The sequence below is a fragment of the Staphylococcus simiae genome (genome assembly GCF_017357005.1).
Classification (GTDB): Bacteria; Bacillota; Bacilli; order Staphylococcales; family Staphylococcaceae; genus Staphylococcus; species Staphylococcus simiae_A.
Genome location: NZ_CP071589.1, coordinates 249,983 through 270,713, shown reverse-complemented (window position 1 = coordinate 270,713; position 20,731 = coordinate 249,983). Strand labels below are relative to the sequence as shown.

The window sequence follows — 20,731 nt, the reverse complement described above, 5'->3', positions numbered from 1 at the left end:
ATTATTTGATTATCCGTCCTCTCACACCACCGAGCGTACGGTTCCGTACTCGGCGGTTCAATATCTTGCGTAAGCCGCCTCTGCGAGTTGGGTTAGTGATTTCAAACCCCACTTGTAGAGGCGTTTTGTTGTAAGTGCACGATGAACCTCATGCGTTGATGATAACCGCCAGTATTTCTTTCTTGAATTGGCAATTTTCATTGCACTATTATGGTCAAGTCCATACTTGCGTAACATCTTATATTTAGTTTTCGTTTTCTTCCATCTTTTTAATATCAGTTGCCTAATGCGATGATGTAGCCAAGACTCTATATTAGTAATAAAGCCATTTATAAAGCCTTTACCAAAATAGTTAATCCAACCTGTTGTGACTTGATTAATTTCTGTTATAATTTGTTGGAAAGTTCCTGGTCTACTTCGTCTTGTTAACCACTTTAAGTTGCGTTTTAAATTTCTTTTTGCTTCCATAGTGGGTCTGAAATGTAAATGTCAATAAAAGAATGTACAAAAATGATTGTTTAAGAATGTACAAAAATGTCATTCTGTCTTTTCAACTTTCACAAAATGGTCTTTTAACCGATAAGACTTCCCAGTTATTTTTATGACATTTGAGTGATGTAATATGCGATCTAAAATGGCATTAGCTATTTTAGGGTCTTCAAATATTTCATTCCATAAATTGAAATTAATATTTGTAGTAAAAATGGTACTTTTCTTCTCATATCTTAAATCAATCAGTTGGAAAAAGAGTTTGGCATCTTCACTATCAATAGGTAAATAGCCTATTTCATCAATAATTAGTAATTTATATTTACTATAGTGCTTGAGTCTATTTTCTAACCGATTCTCTAATTGAGATTTTTTCAAATTTTGTATTAAATCATGACATTTAATGAAATACGTACTTACTCTTTTTTTCGCTGCTGACATACCAATTGATGTAGCTAAATGGGTTTTACCTACACCACTTGGACCTAAAAAGACAATATTCTGATGGTTTTCTATAAATCGTAAATGAGTAAAATCTACGATTTCTTGTTTATTGACGTTAGGTTGGAATGAAAAGTCAAAGTCGCACAGTTCCTTTTTAAAAGGGAATGCTGCTACCTTAACCATTGATTCAATCATATTCTTTTCTTTAACTGCGATTTCATAATCACTCAATTTAATTAAAGTATCAATAAATGATAAATCGTTAGTGATACTAAAATCTATCACTTCATCTAAATGAGTAATCATTTGATTCATTTTTAGATATGACAGATTATCTTTTAAACGTTGGTAGTTAGTAATATTATTCATCATACATCTCTCCTATCGTTTTTAAATTATCTAAGGCCAGCTGATTAATATCATCATGGTCTCCATAGGAGACAGCTAGCGTTTCTAAATAGTGTTGTTGCTGATAATTTAATTTATGATGGGTAATAGGATGCTCAACGATTAATTTGGTGTTATAATAAACAAACAAACGTTGATCATAAACTTGAACTTCAACCGTTTTTCCATAGTATTCAGCAGGAACTGAGTACTGATTGGAGCGATATGTAATCATATTCGAACGATTGACTTTCAAATATTTATGTTCTACTTTATATGAGTTTCTTACATGGACATTGGGTAATGGCTGTAAGAAGCTCTTTTCTTTTTTTACTTCAATAATTGGTATTTTTCCTGTCCCATTATGCACTGAGTAATTCAAACGATCATTTAATTCGTCAATAAATTGTGGAATTTCATGTAAGTATAATTGTCCTTGATAGGCATGAATTTCATCTAATATTTTCATAATGGATTCAACTTTACCTTTCGTTCTAGGACGACCAGCTATACACGGCTTCACTTTAAAATTAAAATCATCAGCGAATTGTTTGAATTTAGGATTAACTTGTCCACTAAACGTTTCAGTCCTAGGTTGACTCATCACTGTTTTCATATTATCTGTAACAAGTTCCTCTGGAACACCTTCAATAGATTCAAAAGCTTGAACCATTAAATTAAGTAATACATCTAATGATTTACTCATCGTAACTTGCATAATTTTGAAGCGTGAATATGACAGGAGTAAAACACCAATATTTAAAGATACCTCTTGATGATCCTTCGTTTTAAATCTTATATCTTCCTTCCAATCAAATTGAGCTTGGCAACCTGGTTTTGTTTCAAATCTAGTTGTTCCAACAGGCGTTGACTTTTGTCGTCTTTTTTTAAAATAATTATTGAATAAATCATGTTTTCTTATATATGTTCTAAATGTGGAATACGCACAATTTAGACCATGATTATCTTTAAGGTATTGCCATAACACGCGTTTATAAAAGAATTTCTGTTCACATTCTTCAGACAACAATTCTTTTATTAAATCATAATAGGGATCAATTTTAGATTGTTTTTTTCGATTAACCGAAGGTTTAAAGCCATTTAAATATTTATCTATTGTTCTTCGATCTACATTCATTTGTCTTGCGATTTCACTTTTATTAATTTTCATGTTTAAGCTCTCCATAACAATTTTTAATTTTGGTAAATCTGAAAGAGTTGTAACTTCATAATCTGTATTTATATCTAAAGATAATTTCATTGTTATTCACCTCAATAAAATTATCTCTAAATTTTACAGATTGTACATACTTAAACAGTCAAAAGTGTACATTATTAAATTATCATTTCCAGTCTGAAACGACAAGTGCCATTTACTTTGATCATTAGACAACTCAAGAACTTTAAACGGGTTGGTGAGCCTACCTTACTTTTGTCAGTATTTACTTCAAGTTTCAGTTCTTTTTCAATGAATGAGGTTACACTATTCATAACACGTTCACCTGCTCGTTTTGTACGTACAAAGATGACGAAGTCATCTGCATATCTAACAAAACGGTGTCCACGTTGTTCGAGTTCTCTATCCAGTTCATGTAGATAGATATTACAGAGCAGGGGTGATATCACACCACCTTGCGGTGCACCTATCTTTCTTTCTGCGACTTCGCCAGATAGGTCAATGGCACCTACTTGTAAACTTCTACGGATAAATCTTGAAACTGCTTTGTCTTGGATGTGTCGTTCAAACAAATACATGAGTTTGTCATGATTAAGTTTGTCGAAACATTGTTTCAAATCACAGTCTACCGCAACCTTATAGCCCTCCTCATAGTAAGTAGCACATGCTTTGAGTGCAGTACTTGTACTATGATTAGGTCTAAAACCATGGCTATGTTTGGAGAAAGTACGGTCAATACTAGGTTCAATGACTTGTTTAATTGCTTGTTGTATCACTCTGTCTCTTGCGACAGGGATACCTAGTACGCGCTTTTTCCCATTTGATTTGGGTATTTCGACTTTCCTTACTGCTTGTGGTTTATATGTGCCATCAAGCAGTTTTTGTTTTATTTGTGGAAAGTATTGCGCAAAATGTGCAGGCAATTCACTGACTTTCATGCCATCGATACCAGGTGCACCGTTATTTTTCTTCACTTTCTTGATTGCTTTTTGTATATTATTGTCTCTTACAACAAGCTCCATCGTAGATGGAGACTTACGATACATTTCTTTCATTTCACCTAAGATTTACTATGCGCACTCATATATCCTTTTCGTTCCACTACTTATCTTTCTATGAGTTGCCAATCAGTGATTGTATTCTGCACGTCGTAAATCTCTAACCTCCATTCTTTACTTTGTATGAATATTGTTCAGTCCTTCGGTACGTTTTCCCTACTATGACGTCTGCTGACTTCTCATTATTCGTTGTTACTACGATTGTTTAATCGCTAATGAGACCTCCCCGGGTAAGAGTAACCACTTTCCACTCATTCCACTGCATCATTTACTATATAGAACTCGGGTAGTATCGGACTTTATCTTGTATTGCAGATTCATCCATTCCACATAGCCTTGTATGATATTTCTGTTCGTCAGTGCGAGTGTTTGCGTCCGACTTCCTTCAGATTCCATTTCACAATGGACACCCTTGTCTTTCGCTAACAGTTCCTACTACCAAGCCTGTAACGGATTTTCACCGTCGAGTCGTTACCCATGCCGGGCGCACCCAAAAAGACTGTCAAATTGTCATTCCAACAATTCAACAGTCTACGTTATTCTAAATAATTTGATTATGTTATTTTATGCATCTGTAGCACCACGGTTAATCATATCTTGTTTGGTCACAATTGGATAATTTTTAAAGGCTAGTGAGCCAATATAGCCTGACAATGTACCAACAACGGCCATAGCAATGCCATAAAGAACAATCGTTGTTGGATTATTAAATCCAAACATGACTAAGAAACCAGCAATCGGTGTAGCTGTACCTGTTGCATCATTTATTAGACCGGATAACGCAATAATTAAACCGGCAATCGCGCCTCCAAAAAAGTTAGTAATATAAATAGGTATAGGATTCGCAGATACAATATCTGCTTGCGACAATGGTTCAATACTTACTGAAATAGTTGATTTACGATCTCCTAATTTTAATCTGTGGAATAATGTACCATTCATAAAGGCAGAACTAAATGCTGCCATTGAACCAACTGCCATTGGAATACCCGTTAATCCAAGTAACGCGGTCAACGCCATTGAACTTAATGGTGCTGTACCTACAACGGTAATGATACCACCTAAAATAATACCCATGATAATCGGGTTCGTATCTGTACTACTTTGAATAATATCACCAATACGAATTAAAGTATTATTAACAACAGGCGTCAATAATACTGCTATTAATCGTGCTAATGGTGCTAGTAGTACGATTGAACCAATTAAATCAACACCATCTGGCACATATTTTTCACTATACTTCATAATGTAACCAACAATATAACCGGCAAAGAATCCTGGTAATAAATCAAGACCACCACAAGATGCTGCAATGACTAAGGCATATACTGGTGAAACACCTATGGCAAGTGCAGTTAACCCGGCTGCCGCAACACCACCAAGACCTCCGGCAGCATCCCCTAAGTCTGCTAAAAATTTAATACCAAAGACTTCTCCACCAACATATTTATTAAAAGCCTCTACTAAAAAAGTGGCAATTGCAGCATTAGCTAAAGCACCCATTGCACGCATACCATTGGGTGCTTTATATGTAAATAACGTAAAAATAACTAAGACTAAAAACAAAAACAATGTACCTATTAATAAATCCATATATGATCTCCTTTATATTATTTTGTATATTCCATGTTATGCATGCATAGTACATACAATTTTCACTATTCTAACAACATGAAATATACAATTGTACAATGAGCTTTTGAAGATGTGTCAATCATTACTTGGGCGCATAATCGAAATAAATTTTTTAAAATTTATTCCTCCACCCTTAGTTCAACAAGACTAGCTAGGTTAATAAAAATTTGCTTTAGCAATAGATAGTTATTGCCCATCACATCCTATTAACTATTAAATGCTTTTTTCGCTGACTTTCTTTATCTTAAAAACTCTTAGGCGTTATTTTACTACAAAATTTATTATGTTTCACGGAATATTTTAAAATTTCTGATAATTTTATATTTATTTATATGTAAATTAACTAGATTCGCTAAATTTACACATCAAAAAGGATTCTCTCCCAAATTGAACTGATACATAATCATTTTTAAATTATTCACTTTTTCTTTATCAATGCAAAAAAATAGAAAAATCAAAAAAGACAGAAACAACTTGTCACAGTAGTTTCTGTCTTATCTTCGACTTCTTATTGTTCTAATTGTAATTGTCCATCTTGCATATGGTAAGACTTATCACAATATTCCTTTAATCGTTCATCATGTGTCACAATAATGCACGCTTTATTTCTCTTTTTAGCTTGATCTCGTAAAATTTTCACAACTTCAATGGCATTTTCAGTATCTAATGATGCGGTTGGTTCATCCGCTAATATAATCGATGGATTAGTATAAAGTGCTTTAGCAATTGCCACTCGCTGTCTTTGTCCTCCAGATAATTCAGATGGTAATTTGTTCCCCAATTCTGCTAAGCCTAGTTGCGTCATTAACTGATGATAATCTTCGTCACTCATAACATTGTTCTTCTTTTTCTTTAGTAATGTAAATTGCTGTTTAACAGTTAAAAACGGCACTAAATTCGTCGCTTGTAAAATAAAGCCAATATCAGACATTCTCACTTTTGCCAACTGCTTTTGACGCATTGTTGTAATATCTTGTTGATTAATCAAAATACGTCCAGTTGTCGGTGTTTGTAAAGCACCCGCCATAGTTAGAAAGGTACTTTTACCTGAACCTGATGGACCAACCAATGCAACTATGTCACCTTCATCAATATTAAAGTTTGTTGATTTAACCGCTTCAATTGTTTTGTTACCATCTTTAAAAGATTTTGTCACATCTTCAAATTGCAACATACCTTAGTCCCTCCTATCCTATAGCTTTTAATGGATCTATTTTTCTTATAGTTAACACTGAGAATAAACTGCCTATCATTGATACGACGATTAACACAAGCGCAAAAATAACAAGTGTCATGACATCAAATTTGACAGGTACAGCATCTGGTAAAAATGCACCAGTTATCGCAGTTAAGACAAGACCAATTATCGTACCAAATACTGCTAAAATGACAGTTTGTGATAAAACCACTTTGGCTAAATAACCATTTGTAAATCCTTGTGCTTTCAAAATACCAAATAAACTCGTTTTTTGTAATGTAATGACGTATAAAAAGATACCAATGACAGTTGCTGAAATCACAAACAAGAATGAAATCATAAAGTTAAGTGTTAAATTTTGAGGTTTGTAACCTGGTAAATTTTCAATAAAATCATTAATACTCACTGCTTCTAAATTATGATTCAACGTTTTATCTTTCCAATGTTTATCTCGAACAACAACTGCATTGACTTTATCTTTAGCTAACATTGGATTAATTTTTTGAATGGTGTCATTATTAGTGAAAATAACTGGAGATGCATTATATTTCGCGCTCTCTGAAAAGCCTACAATATGTAGCGTTTCATCTGACTGAGACAACGTTAATTTATCTCCTACTTTAAATCCTTTGTCCTTAAGTGTTTGATCTGCAACAACATCATTCGAGTTAGTTGCTTTATGACCTTCAATTAATTTAGGTACTAAGAATGACTTAGCTGTTACCCCAAATACCAAGACATTTTCTTCTTGATGTCCATTAGAAATAATTTCTCCTGTTTGTTTTAGAGGTGTTTGTTGCTGATATTTATCTTTAACATCTTTATTGTTAAAAATTGACTGTTGTACAGTTTGGTTAGCGTCTTTATTTAAGACAATGGCATCAGCATTCCATTTATCTATACCTTCTTTATTCATATTAATCAGGCCATTGGCTAGCCCTGATAATAGAAATAATAAGTAACTAATCATTGTTAAGACACCAATAATAAGCCCAAATTTTAATTTATTATGCCGAATTTCATTCCAAGCTAAAAACATGTAGGTCTCTCCTTTTTATAAATATCATTTTACGATTGCTATAACTCTTTTTAATTCATATCTAGAGACTAGAACAAAAGCATTTTTCACTTATAATTAAGCATTTGGCAGTAACTGTCTGGTTTGTAAAATGTTGGTTTGTCAACGTTTTACAAACCTAGTCAGTCTTGCCGGGGTGGGACGGACCCGTCATCAAAAATCCATGTGTGGATTTTACATTAATGTGCAAGACGGTCATCTACGAAATTGTTTATTTTGAAATAATTATTGCTGTCCCACTCCCATTTGCTTGGTTCTTTGTTCTGTCTCATTATACCCAAAGTTATATTATTTTAAAGGTTTCATTAACATTTGTTATATTTTTTATCATAAAATTCACATGCTTAGACATAATTAAAAGCCTCTTACTTTACTATTTTGTAAGAGGCTCATAGTTGCATTATCGATGATGATTATTTAACTTTACCAGTTTCAGGATCAAATTGCTTAATAGATTGTGTTCTCAATTTATCTTTTTGTTGATCTGTTAGTTTACTATTATTGTTATAAATTGTAGATTCCCAACTACCGTACATTGGATTAGGGAAAATAATGTATTTTTTACCAAAGTCATCTTTATGTTTGTTAATCAAGTCTTCACGAGATTGTGCCGTCGCTTCTTTAGGATCTGTGAAATCTAATAAGTTATCACCAAATAGCATCACAAGTTTATGATGTTTCTCAACTTGCTGTCTACGAGGTTCTTTACTCTTATCATCTTTACCTTTTAGTAAAATATGACTTTTTTTAGCTTGAGGAATACCTTCTTTTTTCAAATTACGTTGTGTCGCTTTTAAGTCTTTATCTTTGTCTCTATCTGAAATGTAATAAATGTCTACACCTTTATCATCGGCATATTTTAAGAACTCTTTAGCACCATAAACGGGTTTAGCTTGAGCAGATTGAACCCATTCATGCCATCCTGCTGGAAAAGCTTTGTTATGTACTGAAGCATAGCCTTGGAATGGTGAATTGTCTAATACCGTTTCATCCAAATCTAATGCAATTGCTAATTTATGTTTGCCTTTATTCTTTTTAATTTCTTTATCAAGTTGAACTTTAGCACTATTATACCCTTGTAAATATAATGCTTTAGCCTCAGCAGAATTTTGATACCAAGCAACTGCCATCGTATTTTCTTTACCTAAGTTAACTTGTTCTGTGGATGTAGTTTGTTTTGTGTGTTGCGTTTGTTCTATTTCATCGGAACTTTTTGCCAATGCCGTTGAATGTGTCGCGATAGGCGCTGACATTGTTACAGCTACGGATAAACCGATTGCCGCAACTGATTTTGTTAATTTACTCATCAAATCACCTCATCTAAGAATTATAAAATACAATTAGAATTATAAATGTATTTGAACATCTTATGCAATTTTTACTTTAACAATAGTTTGTATTATTTTTTATTTGCTTGATAATCATTAGATCTTTTTGAAGTAGACTGAAAATATTTTTCGCTTTATTTTATAAAGGTACAACTGCAGGATCTAATTAAAAATCAAAACTATATATTTAATGACAGAACATACAATCTAATGAGGCTGATCAGTATTTCAAAACATGATTTATCAGTATATTAAAATGCAACAGTTGCTACTAATATCTTAAAGTTCATTACAGTACGATTTGTGTCTAACCCTTTTGAGTATTCTTTACTGATTTAAAGCAATGTTAATATGTGCTAAATGATGATTTTCATGCCATGATAATTTAGCAATAGTTTCCCCAACTGTTACCGTACCTTCATCTTTTAGCTTAAACGTACGATCAAGTTGTGCTAAGTCAATATCTTTAATCACTGCAACAATTCTTTGATTCAAAGCTTCTAATAACTGAATTGATATATCTATTGGTAAATCATAATCTTCCATTAACACCCATTGATTTTGATCAAATGGTGGTATTTCTGGATTAGCATCAGTTAAAGCTAATTTCAATCTTTGATACATATTTAATTGTGAATCAGCAATATGATGAACAAGCTGTTGCACTGTCCATGCGCCTGGTCTATATGTAGACTGAAGTTGATTATCCTTTATATTTTCAACAGTATGCTGTAAACGTTTAGTATATTCTTCAATATCTTGTGACCATGCATCCAAATGATCTTGAGTAATAGTCTGTGGTACTTGTAATTGGCCTATAGGAAATCTTACGTCCATATAATTCTCCCCCTTATTAAAATTTAACTTTATCTTATAACTTTATAAATTCTAATTCAATTCGCTGCTAACTATATCTTCTCCCCTTTTATTTGTCATAACTTAAAATAAATATAATTTTTCATATAATTCAGTGTTAAAATAACTCATATCGAGTTATTATTCCATTTTAATAATGTATTACTATTGCAATATTCAGTGTTTACTAATAAAATCAAATTGTTATCGTTTGAAAATTGATTATCGTCTTATTTTTCAGATTTTTTAAATTATTATGAATACATACAACTAGGAAGGAAATGACAATGAAAAAACAAGTTATTATTTCAGGACTCATGTTATTTTCATTATTTTTCGGTGCCGGAAATCTAATATTCCCACCTATGCTAGGTCATACTGCTGGCGAAAATATGTGGATTAGCATGCTAGGTTTTGCACTTACGGGTATATTGCTCCCCTTTATAACTGTAATTGTAGTAGCTTATTATGATGAAGGTGTTGAAAGTGTAGGAAATAGAATCCATCCATGGTTTGGCTTTGGCTTTGCTGTAGTCATTTATATGTCTATCGGTGCATTCTATGGTATTCCAAGGGCAGCTAACGTTGCTTATGAAATTGGTACTAGAAACATCTTACCGATACATAACCAATGGACTTTAATTATCTTTGCCGCAATCTTTTTTGCAATTGTTTATTGGCTTAGTTTAAATCCATCAAAAATTGTTGATAATTTAGGGAAACTATTAACACCGTTATTATTATTAATGGTAGCTTTATTAAGTATTGCAGTCATTATCAATCCAGAAGCAGCATTAGGCTCACCACATGACAAGTATGTGGCACATCCATTCGTTTCAGGTAGTTTAGAAGGTTACTTTACAATGGATTTAGTTGCTGCATTAGCCTTTTCAGTAGTCATTGTGAACGGCTATAAATTCAAAGGTATGACTGACCGTTTAAAAATATTAAAGTATGTCTGTTTATCAGGGTTAATTTCTGCTCTATTACTTGGCGTTATCTATTTTGCTTTAGCTTATGTTGGTGCATCTACAGCACCGGGCAATTATAAAGATGGTACAGATATTTTAACTTACAACTCATTACGTGTCTTTGGTTCATTTGGTGATATCGTCTTTGCGTTAACTGTTATATTAGCATGCTTAACGACGTGTATTGGTTTAGTCAATGCCTGTGCTACATTCACTAAAAAACATGTAAATAAATTTTCATATAAATCATTTGCTTTAGTATTTTCAATTATTGGTTTCTTATTTACAACATTAGGTTTAAAAATGATCTTAAGTATTGCTGTACCTTTACTAACATTAATATATCCAGTATCAATTGTACTTGTCTTAATTTCGTTTATTAATATGTTTAGCTCATTCAGATTTAGTTGGGCTTATCGTTTAGCGACAATTGTTACATTAGTGATTTCAATCTTACAAATTTTAAATAGCTTTAATTTACTACATGGCTTTGTCTTAAATTGGTTTAAAGCCTTACCGCTATCTAGTATCGACTTAGCTTGGTTAATACCATTTATCATATTTACGATTATTGGCTTAATCATTGACTTTGCTATTAAACGTAAACCTAATATGACAGCATCATAATGATTGTGTAAGTTTGATTTTGATTCATATGCTAATAAAAATACAGTTCATATTGATTGCGATATAGCATCAATATGTTTCCAATCTATCATGTATAACAATCTTTAGGGTGAGGTATAATTTCCCAAATCGAGTAGGAGGATAACCATTATTTGATTATCCGTCCTCTCACACCACCGAGCGTACGGTTCCGTACTCGGCGGTTCAATATCTTGCGTAAGCCGTCTCTGCGAGTTGGGTTAATGGTTCTAACCCCCACTTGTAGAGACGTTTTGTTGTAAGTGCACGATGAACTTCATGCGTTGATGATAAGCGCCAGTATTTCTTTCTTGAATTGGCAATTTTCATTGCACTCTTATGGTCAAGTCCATACTTACGTAACATCTTATATTTGGTTTTTATTCTTTTCCATCTTTTGAGGATTAGTTGTCTAATGCGTCGGTTTAACCATGATTGTAACTTCGTTACAAAACCTGTAATAAATCCTTTACCAAAGTAATTTATCCACCCTCGTGTTACTTGATTAATTTCTGATATAATCTCTTTAAAGGTACCTGGTCTATTTCGTTTCGTTAGACGTCTTAAGGTGCGTTTTAAATTTCTTCTTGCTTCCATAGTCGGTCTGAAACGATAAGTGCCATTTACTTTGGTCATTAGACAACTCAAGAACTTTAAACGTGTGATAGAACCTACCTTGCTCTTTTCACTATTTACAATAAGTTTAAGGTCTTTTTCGATAAACTTTGTCACACTTTCCATGACACGTTGACCCGCTCGTTTTGTACGTACAAAGATGACGAAGTCATCTGCATAACGAACAAAGCGATGACCACGTTTCTCCAATTCATTATCTAATTCGTGAAGATAAATATTACAAAGTAACGGGGAAATAACACCACCTTGCGGTGCACCTATTTCTCTACTTCGATAATTACCATTGAGGTCGATTGCACCAACCTGTAGGCTTCTACGAATAAATTTAGAAATGGCTTTATCTTGAACATGTCGTTCAAATAGATACATTAATTTATCATGGTTCAACATATCAAAGCACTGTTTTAAATCACAATCAACTGCAACTAAGTAACCTTCTTCATAGTATGTTGCACATTCTTTAAGTGCAGTTCCTGTACTACGATTCGGTCTAAAGCCATGACTGTGTTTTGAGAAAGTACGGTCGATACTAGGTTCAATGACTTGTTTAATGGCTTGTTGGATAACTCTGTCTCTTGCGACAGGGATTCCAAGCACGCGCTTTTTCCCATTTGATTTAGGTATTTCAACCTTTCTTACTGCTTGTGGCTTATACGTGCCATCAAGCAGTTTTTGTTTAATTTGTGGAAAGTATTTTGCGAAATGTGATGTTAATTCACTTACTCGCATGCCATCGATGCCAGGTGCACCGTTGTTTTTCTTCACTTTCTTAATTGCTTTTTGTATATTATTCTCTCTTACAACAAGCTCCATCATAGATGGAGACTCACGATACATTTCTTTCATTTCACCTAAGATTTACTGTACGCACTCATATATCCTTTTTCGTTCCACTACTTATCTTTCTATGAGTTGCCAATCATTAATTGTATTCTGTACGTTGTAAATCTCTAACCTCCATTCTTTACTTTGTATGAATATTGTTCAGTCCTTCAGTATTTCTACCTACTATGACCTCTGCTGACTTCTCATCATTCGTTATTACTACGATTTTTTTTATCGCTGATGAGACCTCCCCGGGTAAGAGTAACCACTTTCCACTCATTCCACTGCATCATTTACTATATAGAACTCGGGTAGTATCGGACTTTATCTTGTATTGCAGATTCATCCATTCCACATAGCCTTGTATGATATTTCTGTTCGTCAGTGCGAGTGTTTGCGTCCGACTTCCTTCAGATTCCATTTCACAATGGACACCCTTGTCTTTCGCTAACAGTTCCTACTACCAAGCCTGTAACGGACTTTCACCGTCTAGTAATTACCCATGCCGGGCGCACAACAATAGCACAAAGATGATTTTATTTTTAAATCGTCTTTGTGCTTATTTATGTTCAATACTTCGTTTTTATATAATTTTACATGTAAATATTTCAACATAATAAGACAACTTTTATCAATTTTCAATAGAAATTATCTTTGTTACTTTCACGAAGATCTTAATGTCTCAACTTTTTTATAGGCAATATCATTGAATTTGAACAGTCATAGATTATAAACGATACTCAATCATTTTCAAAATATAATCTTTGTTAATTTTGCAAAGAATGTTTTTCAAAAAATATTTTGTGAAAACATTCACAAAATTGTCTTTTCATAGTATACTCTCTATATTAAATGAAAAGTGAGGAACTAACATTGAAAGATAAACCAATAAAGTGGGATAAAATATTTTACGGTGATGAGTGGGTTAATAGTGTTGTTGAAACTATTAAGACTAAAGATATATTACAAAATGTTTATTTCAAACGTTATTTATTACGTGCGATGATGGCAGGATTCATCATTGGCATTATTACTGTATTTGTATTATCTGTTAAAGCAACACATGAACCTGATTTACCTGCTGGTATAGTAAATATGGCTGGCTCAATTACATTTAGTTTCGCTTTAGTACTCATACTATTTACCAATTCTGAATTACTGACCAGCAATTTTATGTATTTCACCGTTGGGTTATACTACAAAGTTATTAAACCAACAAGAGTATTAAAAATTTTCTTATTATGTTTTGCTGGGAATATATTAGGTGCTTTAATTCTATTTAGTTTTATGCGCTTTTCTAATGTTATGACACCAGAAATGCTTTCTCAATTATCATCTGTTATAGAACATAAAACATTATCTACAGGATTTTTAAGTATTCTAGTAAAAGCAATCTTTGCTAACTTTTTCATCAATATTTCATTAGTTATTGCGATGCAAATTGATGATGTCTTAGCTAAGATGTTTGTCATGATGTTTGGTGTCACTATCTTTGCTTTTATGGGCTATGAGCACGTCGTTTACAATAGTTGCTTATTTATGGGTGGACTTATTTATCAAGTAGATACATTACATTTTATTCCAGCCATGTCAAACATCATCGCTGCTTTTATTGGTAACTATATTGGTGGAGGCTTAATTATCGGTCTATTTTATGCTTATTTAAATGATCATAAACAATTTATTGATTAAAAGTAAGCTAATAACATCTTTATTAATCATATGACCTAGTGGATGGGAGTGGGACAGAAATAAATTTTATATAAAATTTATTTCGTAGATGTCCGTCTTGCACATTTAGAACTAGTTAGATTTACAATCTTTACTAGTTCTTGCCCAACTTGCATTGTCTGAAAAAACTGACTAACCAGTTTTTTTGTGTTGGGTCCCTTCCACCCCGGCAAGACTGACTTGGTTTTCAAAATGGTGATTTATCAGCGCTTTGAAAACCAGATAGTTACTGCCAAATGCTTAAATTTAAGTGTAAAATACATTTTGTCCCAAGCTTTTTCTCTACTAGCTAATATCATTATTTAATTAACCAGAATATCATTCATTATATGCAAAAAACACTTCACTATTAAAGTTAGTGAGGCGTTTTTAGGTACCCTCCCAAATTGGACTGATACATAATTATTCACTTTTTATGTATCAGTCCTAGAAAATAGAGGACTAAAAAAATCCCAAACACTTAAACGTTTTATCAACGTCTGTGTGTTTGGGATTTGTTATATCTTATCTACTTTGTAAATATGAAGTTGGATCTACTGCGTATTGGTTACCGATACCACCTGACATACGTTGGAAATGAACGTGTGGACCAGTTGAGTTACCAGTGCTACCAGAAACAGCAATTTGATCTCCAGCTTTCACTTTATCTCCTGCTTTTACAGTAACGCTATTATTATGCATATACCATTGATAGTTGTTACTGTTTGCTTCACGGATTGTCACTTGGTTACCACCACCATAGTTACTCCATCCTGCTTGTACAATTGTACCATCAGTTAATGAGTATACTGGTGAATTTGCAGGTACATCAAAGTCTATACCGTAATGAGCACCACCGCCATGATAGTGACCAAATGGTTGTAATTGTCTACGACTAGTTAACCAGCTTGCATTAGATGCATGACCTTGTGCTGTAGCATGGCTAGTAGCACCTTGATTATCATTTTGTGTAGCTGCTGAACCATTTGCATTAGATGATGCATTAGTGTTCGCATTTGAAGCTACTTGTCCTGAACTACCATTTGGATAATTTACGACCCCAGTACCATCATTACGATTATATGCATCACTGTAGTTTGATTGTGAACCGTTTTGTTGATACGTTGCATCAGGTCCCATATTTGGATTATATCCATATTTTTCAATTTGCTCATGACTTTGACTTGCTGTGTAGTCATTATTATCTTCAGCTGTTACTGGTTGAATTGATGTGTGATGTGTTGTTGCTTGTTGAGTTGCATTGTTAGAAGCTACACTATTTGGATAACAATTATAAAAATAATGTGTATGTCCTTGTGCATCTACTAAAGTATAATCATATTCCTTATTATCGAACATTGATTGGTTCCAGTTACCGTCTGGCGTATGATGATAGTTACCCATACTATCAACTGTATAGTAAGTCCCATAAGAGACATCTTGTGTTTGTGTTGATTGAGTAGTACTTTCTTGTGATTGTTGGGCATTATTGTTTAATTCAGCCGCATCAGCATGATGTGCTAAAGAAAAAGTAGCGAACCCCATTGTAGCGATTGTTGCTGCTGTTAATTTTTTCATTTATTAAACATCCTCCATTATTGTAATACGTAGTTATATCTAAATCGTACTATTATTGTAATACGTAGCTATAGCTAAATCGTACTACACATATTAAGGTATTTAAAAAAATGAGTAAAGTAAATCTAGTTAAAATATCAATCTTTTAATATTTTCGTAAAATTACTCTAACAACATTACATTATCATTACTTTTATTATAGATTTTGTAATATTTGAATTATTGATAGAGTTTTAAACAATTCTTTTATATATTACTACTATTGCCCTCTATTCATCTTTAGCTGTCACAACTTTTAAAAAACTAGGATGTTGATCTTTATAATCTTCCAACCATTCAAGTTCTAATTGTTGCCATGCTTCGCTATCACTATGTCGTTGATATAAACCATGATTATTTAACGCATAAAATTGACCGTCTTTATTCGGATCTGCTGTCAATTTATGAATATAACTTTCTTCAAATGGTAAACCTTCATTCCACAATTGCCATGTTTCATTGTGTAATTTGCGATAAACTGTAGCTTTTTTATTTGTTGGCATATGTGCTTCATAAGCACTATGTGCTGCTGATACAATGATATCTTCAGGATTTTGTGAATTAACTGCTAAGCTATATAAATATCGATGTTTGATACCATCACTTTTGAACGTCCATGTCTGTCCATCGTCTTGACTTTCAGCATAAGAATGTCCTGCTGTTAACATACCATCACCACATGCGGCATATAATCTACCTGGTGCCATAGGATGATTACGTAATGTATGAATATCTCTAGGACTCGGCTGTTCATCATCTCGCCAAGTATGACCACCGTCTATCGTTCTAATCACTGCACCGAATTCAATAGCAACATTTAATATTTGACTATTAACATAACTGCCTGCGATTGCTTGAACATGATGGGTTTCAGGACGCGGTGGAAATTGCCAACGTGATTTAGATGGTAATGATTGGATTGCTTCAAACTCTTTAAATGTTTGCCCTTTGTCATGCGAATAATACAAGGCACTTTGTTCAGTCCCTACATATAATATATTCGTAGTGTCATCTATATAAACTGCTGTCATATATGCAGAAGCAATTCCATTACCAAAATTAGGTGTATAGTATGAGTTACTTTGTCCAATCGCTTCAAAATGTTGACCAGCGTCTACGCTCTTCCATAAGCCATTTCCGTATGTCGTACAATAAACAATATTATGATCACTAGGGTCTATAGCTATACTAGTTGGATTAGTCCCTTTAAAATGACTAGTTACTTGATATCCTTGTGCTGTTTCTTTAATTACTAACAATTCTTTTTCTAATCCTGCATAAAATGTTCTCATCTAAATATCTCCAAATTCATCATGTATTTTATGACTCTATTTACCCTAAAAACAGAGAATCATGCTATGCACGATTCTCTGTATATTCCTGTCGTTATAAAAATTGACCGTGTTCATATATGACACGTTCTTTTTGTCCTTTGATAAATTGTTCAAAATTATCATTATGAAAATCTGACTCCAACAATTTAGATGTTTCATATTGTAATAATTCTTCACTCGTTTCTATAGTCATTTTTCTATAAAGCACACCATCTTTGAGTGCTACACGATTTATTTTTTGATAGTCCAATTCATTTGTCGTTCTAACTTCATAAGTTTTAAACCCTACCATTATGACTACTAAGAAATCCTCACCAAAATAAAATATTTCTAAATCATCACGTTTATGTTGTCCAATCAGCAGTCTACCTTTACTAAACGTTTTTTGTGGATACTGTTGCTTTAAATAATCTAAGATTTCCGCTTCTTTTAAGTTTAATTGCATATCATGGCGTCCTCTCTTTATAGTTGGATTTTTAATACGCTTTACTACCTATAGATTACACTTATTATGTTGTTATAACAATGCATAGCTCAACTACTATGTCTCACTAACATGTTATTAACCTAATCATTTAACTGTTGAATAGACATTTGTGGACTGACATCATAAATTGTCATTTCTTGTCGACTAATTAACTCTTCCGTTAATGTTAATTGTGTTATGGCATTACTATTATAATATTTCACATATACACTAGGATTTGTTAAATTTAATACCGTTTGATACATCGTATAATGACTATCAGCATCAGCTGGTCTCACTATGCCTTTAGGAATACTTACAGCATCCAATAATTTAAACGCATTTAACACATCTAACGCTTGATCATTATGTTGATCAATATTAGATTTCAAAAATGCCATACGTACGAAGCGTTCGGATGATGTAAAACCACCTGGCAATCCATATGTACCTGATTCATTACCTAAATGTTCTATCGTTACACCATCAAAGTTGTAGTTGTCAGCAGTATAAGGAGATATGTTAGCATACTGTCTTAAATGATTATAATGCCAAGCTAAGTCAGGATGATTAGTTAATACGCCTAACGGGTTATCTGTCACAACAACACGACCTTCATCGAAAGATACTTCAACCGACTGACCTGTAGCATCTGAAACATGATAATGTAATGGCGGTACTTCTTCAATATCATTTAATACAATCGCAACAACATTAATCGTTGCGGCTTGTTGTTTTAAATCTTCAATACTCGTTGTGTAACCTAAGATCCACGTTACGATTTCATTTTGAGTAATATTCATCGCTTTGTCTTTATGTTCAGTCGCGTAAGAACTATAGCCACGGAAATATTGTGTTGATAAAGCAACCCCGTGCTCATTGACACCATCCCCGTAAATAAATCCTTCCATATCACTGCCAGTACCGATAAATCCATACTTCGTTTGTCCTGTTGTACCTGTTCGTGATGTCCAATGATAATGTCTAGGTGTTACTGCTGGATAACCATCCAGTGGATAATCATAATCCATCGTTCTACCAAGTATGACTTGTCCATTTTGAGTTGTTATTGTATACCCTGTGCACATAATTATTTCTCCTTTATCATCAAATGTATATCACAATGTATTTTCTTACTTTTTAATTGATATTAATTCTCAATTATATGCTATCATATATTTAGTTATCGTGTTATCTAGCGCATCTTGAAGTTACTATAACACGATATTTTAGTAAAAATAATAATTTAGAGGTGACTATTTTGCAAAAAACGTATCAACGTTCTCAATCAAATATCATTATAGCGATTATGCTATCAGTGCTTACATATTGGTTATTTGCGCAATCTTTTATTAATATAGGTCCTTTAGTTGGCCAAACATATCATACGTCTCCAGGTATGTTAAATTTATCTATTAGTTTAACGTCTTTTGCTACAGGTATCTTTATGGTTGCTGCAGGAGATATCGCTGATAAAATAGGTCAATTACGAATGACTTATATAGGATTAATGATAAATATTTTGGCTTCATTACTATTAATTTTGTCTGGTTTAACTACATTGTTAATTGTTGGTCGTGTATTACAAGGTTTGTCAGCGGCCATTCTTTTACCGTCTACAGTTGGTGTGTTAAATAATCAATTTAAAGGGCAACAATTAAGACGTGCCATTAGCTACTTAATGATAAGTACCGTTGGTGGTATAGGCCTAGCCGGTGTTATCGGTGGTTTTATAGCTACTCGTATCAATTGGCAAACTAACTTTGTTATTAGCATTGCTATTTCATTAATAGCGTTTATGTTACTTAAAGGTAGTAAAGATCAGATTACTAAACACTTAGATCGCGCACCTTTCGATTATGTTGGAATGTTTATTTTTGGTATCATCGTAGGCAGTTTTACTTTATTACTGACACAAGGATTTGAACAAGGTTGGTTTAGCACATTTTCAATAACTTGCACCATTATTTTCATCTTAAGTGTTGCAGTATTTATCTTTATTGAACGTGGCAAACACTATCCATTTATTGACTTTAGCGTCTTTCGTAATCGTCCATTTATTGGCGCTTTCCTCAATAACTTCGTCTTAAATAGTGGCTTAGGTACTACAGTCGTATTTAATATCTATGCCCAAACGCATCTTCATTTAACAGCCGAACAAGCAGGTTATGTTACACTACCGTATGCTATTATGGCGATGTTCATGATTCGCTTTGGAGAAAAAGCAACACTCAAATTCGGCGGTAAATTGATGCTAATCTTAGGTCCATTGTTCCCTGCACTAGGTATTATTGGTATAACGATGACCACCTTGCCAACTTCTTATTATATGATTGCCGTTGTTGTAGGTTTCATTATCTGTGCGATTGGTAACGGATTAGTTGCTACACCAGGATTAACAATTGCTATTTTTAGCATGTCCGAAGAAAAAGTTGGTCTTGCAACAGGTATGTATAAAATGAGTGGTACATTAGGTGGTGCCTTTGGTATCGCATTAAACACTACAGTATTTGCAGCTTTACAATTACACTATGCCGCTAGTACTGCTGCTACCATATCATTTGTCGTAACGATTATCATGATGGTGATTGGTTCACTATCTGCCTTCTTCCTTATCCCTAAAAATGTTAAAGCTTAAAACATATATTTACGTGCCGTGATATGTGACAAATTGTGACATATCACGGCTTTATGTTTATTTTTTGCAATTCAGTTTATAACTATAGATGTATCTTTTTAAACTATGACAATAGATATCGTATATAGCGGCTATTTTTGTAATATTCAGACAAAAATAATTTTAAAATTTGTTGAGTTGCACGATTATCTATTGCTTATAAACATTTATACTGTATTGTGAGTGAATATATAAAAA

General features: G+C 33.2%; 15 protein-coding genes and 3 pseudogenes. 4 read left to right on the top strand and 14 right to left on the bottom strand.

Going from position 1 to position 20,731, the window contains the following annotated elements:
• Positions 1 to 57: 57 nt before the first annotated feature.
• From J3R86_RS01115 to J3R86_RS01095, 5 genes and pseudogenes are all read right to left on the bottom strand, one after another.
• A pseudogene (locus tag J3R86_RS01115) lies at positions 58 to 480 on the bottom strand (group II intron maturase-specific domain-containing protein); the annotation flags it as partial.
• A 57-nt stretch (positions 481 to 537) separates the two neighbouring features.
• Complete coding sequence (gene istB / locus J3R86_RS01110) at positions 538 to 1,302, bottom strand: IS21-like element helper ATPase IstB (protein ID WP_207516745.1); 765 nt, start codon at positions 1,300 to 1,302, stop codon at positions 538 to 540.
• On the bottom strand, positions 1,295 to 2,581 hold the full coding sequence (gene istA, locus J3R86_RS01105) for an IS21 family transposase (protein WP_207516850.1): 1,287 nt from the start codon (positions 2,579 to 2,581) through the stop codon (positions 1,295 to 1,297). The genes istB and istA overlap by 8 nt, the downstream gene beginning before the upstream one ends.
• 92 nt (positions 2,582 to 2,673) lie before the next feature.
• Positions 2,674 to 3,543, bottom strand: a pseudogene (gene ltrA / locus J3R86_RS01100) (group II intron reverse transcriptase/maturase); the annotation flags it as partial.
• 576 nt (positions 3,544 to 4,119) lie between these two features.
• Positions 4,120 to 5,106, bottom strand: coding sequence for a PTS sugar transporter subunit IIC (locus J3R86_RS01095; protein ID WP_242685758.1), 987 nt, complete (start codon positions 5,104 to 5,106; stop codon positions 4,120 to 4,122).
• On the opposite strand from J3R86_RS01095, the pseudogene J3R86_RS12160 reads away from it, so the two are divergent.
• Positions 5,069 to 5,152 (top strand): annotated as a pseudogene (locus J3R86_RS12160) (hypothetical protein); the annotation flags it as partial. The gene J3R86_RS01095 and the pseudogene J3R86_RS12160 overlap by 38 nt on opposite strands.
• Before the next feature lie 549 nt (positions 5,153 to 5,701).
• Here the strand turns inward: J3R86_RS12160 and J3R86_RS01090 are convergent.
• From J3R86_RS01090 to J3R86_RS01075, 4 genes are all read right to left on the bottom strand, one after another.
• Positions 5,702 to 6,367: an ABC transporter ATP-binding protein gene (locus J3R86_RS01090; protein ID WP_207517693.1), complete on the bottom strand. Its 666-nt coding sequence runs from the start codon at positions 6,365 to 6,367 to the stop codon at positions 5,702 to 5,704.
• A gap of 13 nt (positions 6,368 to 6,380) precedes the next feature.
• The gene (locus tag J3R86_RS01085) at positions 6,381 to 7,430 is read right to left on the bottom strand and encodes an ABC transporter permease (protein WP_207517692.1); all 1,050 of its coding nucleotides are present in this window, start codon (positions 7,428 to 7,430) and stop codon (positions 6,381 to 6,383) included.
• Positions 7,431 to 7,882: 452 nt separating this feature from the next.
• A complete protein-coding gene (locus tag J3R86_RS01080) occupies positions 7,883 to 8,776 on the bottom strand; it encodes a 5'-nucleotidase, lipoprotein e(P4) family (RefSeq protein ID WP_207517691.1) in 894 nt (297 codons plus the stop codon).
• 348 nt (positions 8,777 to 9,124) lie between these two features.
• The gene (locus tag J3R86_RS01075; RefSeq protein ID WP_207517690.1) at positions 9,125 to 9,634 is read right to left on the bottom strand and encodes a YfiT family bacillithiol transferase; all 510 of its coding nucleotides are present in this window, start codon (positions 9,632 to 9,634) and stop codon (positions 9,125 to 9,127) included.
• A gap of 305 nt (positions 9,635 to 9,939) precedes the next feature.
• Here J3R86_RS01075 and brnQ2 point away from each other — a divergent pair, with 305 nt between their 5' ends.
• A complete protein-coding gene (gene brnQ2 / locus J3R86_RS01070; protein WP_207517689.1) occupies positions 9,940 to 11,250 on the top strand; it encodes a branched-chain amino acid transport system II carrier protein BrnQ2 in 1,311 nt (436 codons plus the stop codon).
• 204 nt (positions 11,251 to 11,454) lie between these two features.
• On the opposite strand, the gene ltrA (J3R86_RS01065) is transcribed toward brnQ2, so the two are convergent.
• A complete protein-coding gene (ltrA, locus tag J3R86_RS01065; protein WP_207518488.1) occupies positions 11,455 to 12,741 on the bottom strand; it encodes a group II intron reverse transcriptase/maturase in 1,287 nt (428 codons plus the stop codon).
• A gap of 861 nt (positions 12,742 to 13,602) precedes the next feature.
• Between ltrA (J3R86_RS01065) and J3R86_RS01060 the strand changes: the two genes are divergently transcribed.
• Positions 13,603 to 14,421, top strand: coding sequence for a formate/nitrite transporter family protein (locus J3R86_RS01060; protein ID WP_207517688.1), 819 nt, complete (start codon positions 13,603 to 13,605; stop codon positions 14,419 to 14,421).
• Between the two features lie 543 nt (positions 14,422 to 14,964).
• Here J3R86_RS01060 and J3R86_RS01055 read toward each other — a convergent pair.
• The 4 genes from J3R86_RS01055 to J3R86_RS01040 form a co-directional block, all read right to left on the bottom strand.
• Entirely contained in the window at positions 14,965 to 16,017 is a 1,053-nt protein-coding gene (locus J3R86_RS01055) for a M23 family metallopeptidase (RefSeq protein WP_207517687.1), read from the bottom strand.
• Between the two features lie 269 nt (positions 16,018 to 16,286).
• A complete protein-coding gene (locus J3R86_RS01050) occupies positions 16,287 to 17,348 on the bottom strand; it encodes a WD40/YVTN/BNR-like repeat-containing protein (RefSeq protein WP_207517686.1) in 1,062 nt (353 codons plus the stop codon).
• Positions 17,349 to 17,442: 94 nt separating this feature from the next.
• Entirely contained in the window at positions 17,443 to 17,835 is a 393-nt protein-coding gene (locus tag J3R86_RS01045) for a hypothetical protein (protein ID WP_207517685.1), read from the bottom strand.
• A gap of 122 nt (positions 17,836 to 17,957) precedes the next feature.
• Complete coding sequence (locus tag J3R86_RS01040; protein WP_207517684.1) at positions 17,958 to 18,944, bottom strand: choloylglycine hydrolase family protein; 987 nt, start codon at positions 18,942 to 18,944, stop codon at positions 17,958 to 17,960.
• A gap of 221 nt (positions 18,945 to 19,165) precedes the next feature.
• Here J3R86_RS01040 and J3R86_RS01035 point away from each other — a divergent pair, with 221 nt between their 5' ends.
• Positions 19,166 to 20,494, top strand: coding sequence for an MFS transporter (locus tag J3R86_RS01035; RefSeq protein WP_207518492.1), 1,329 nt, complete (start codon positions 19,166 to 19,168; stop codon positions 20,492 to 20,494).
• The last annotated feature ends 237 nt before the right edge of the window (positions 20,495 to 20,731 follow it).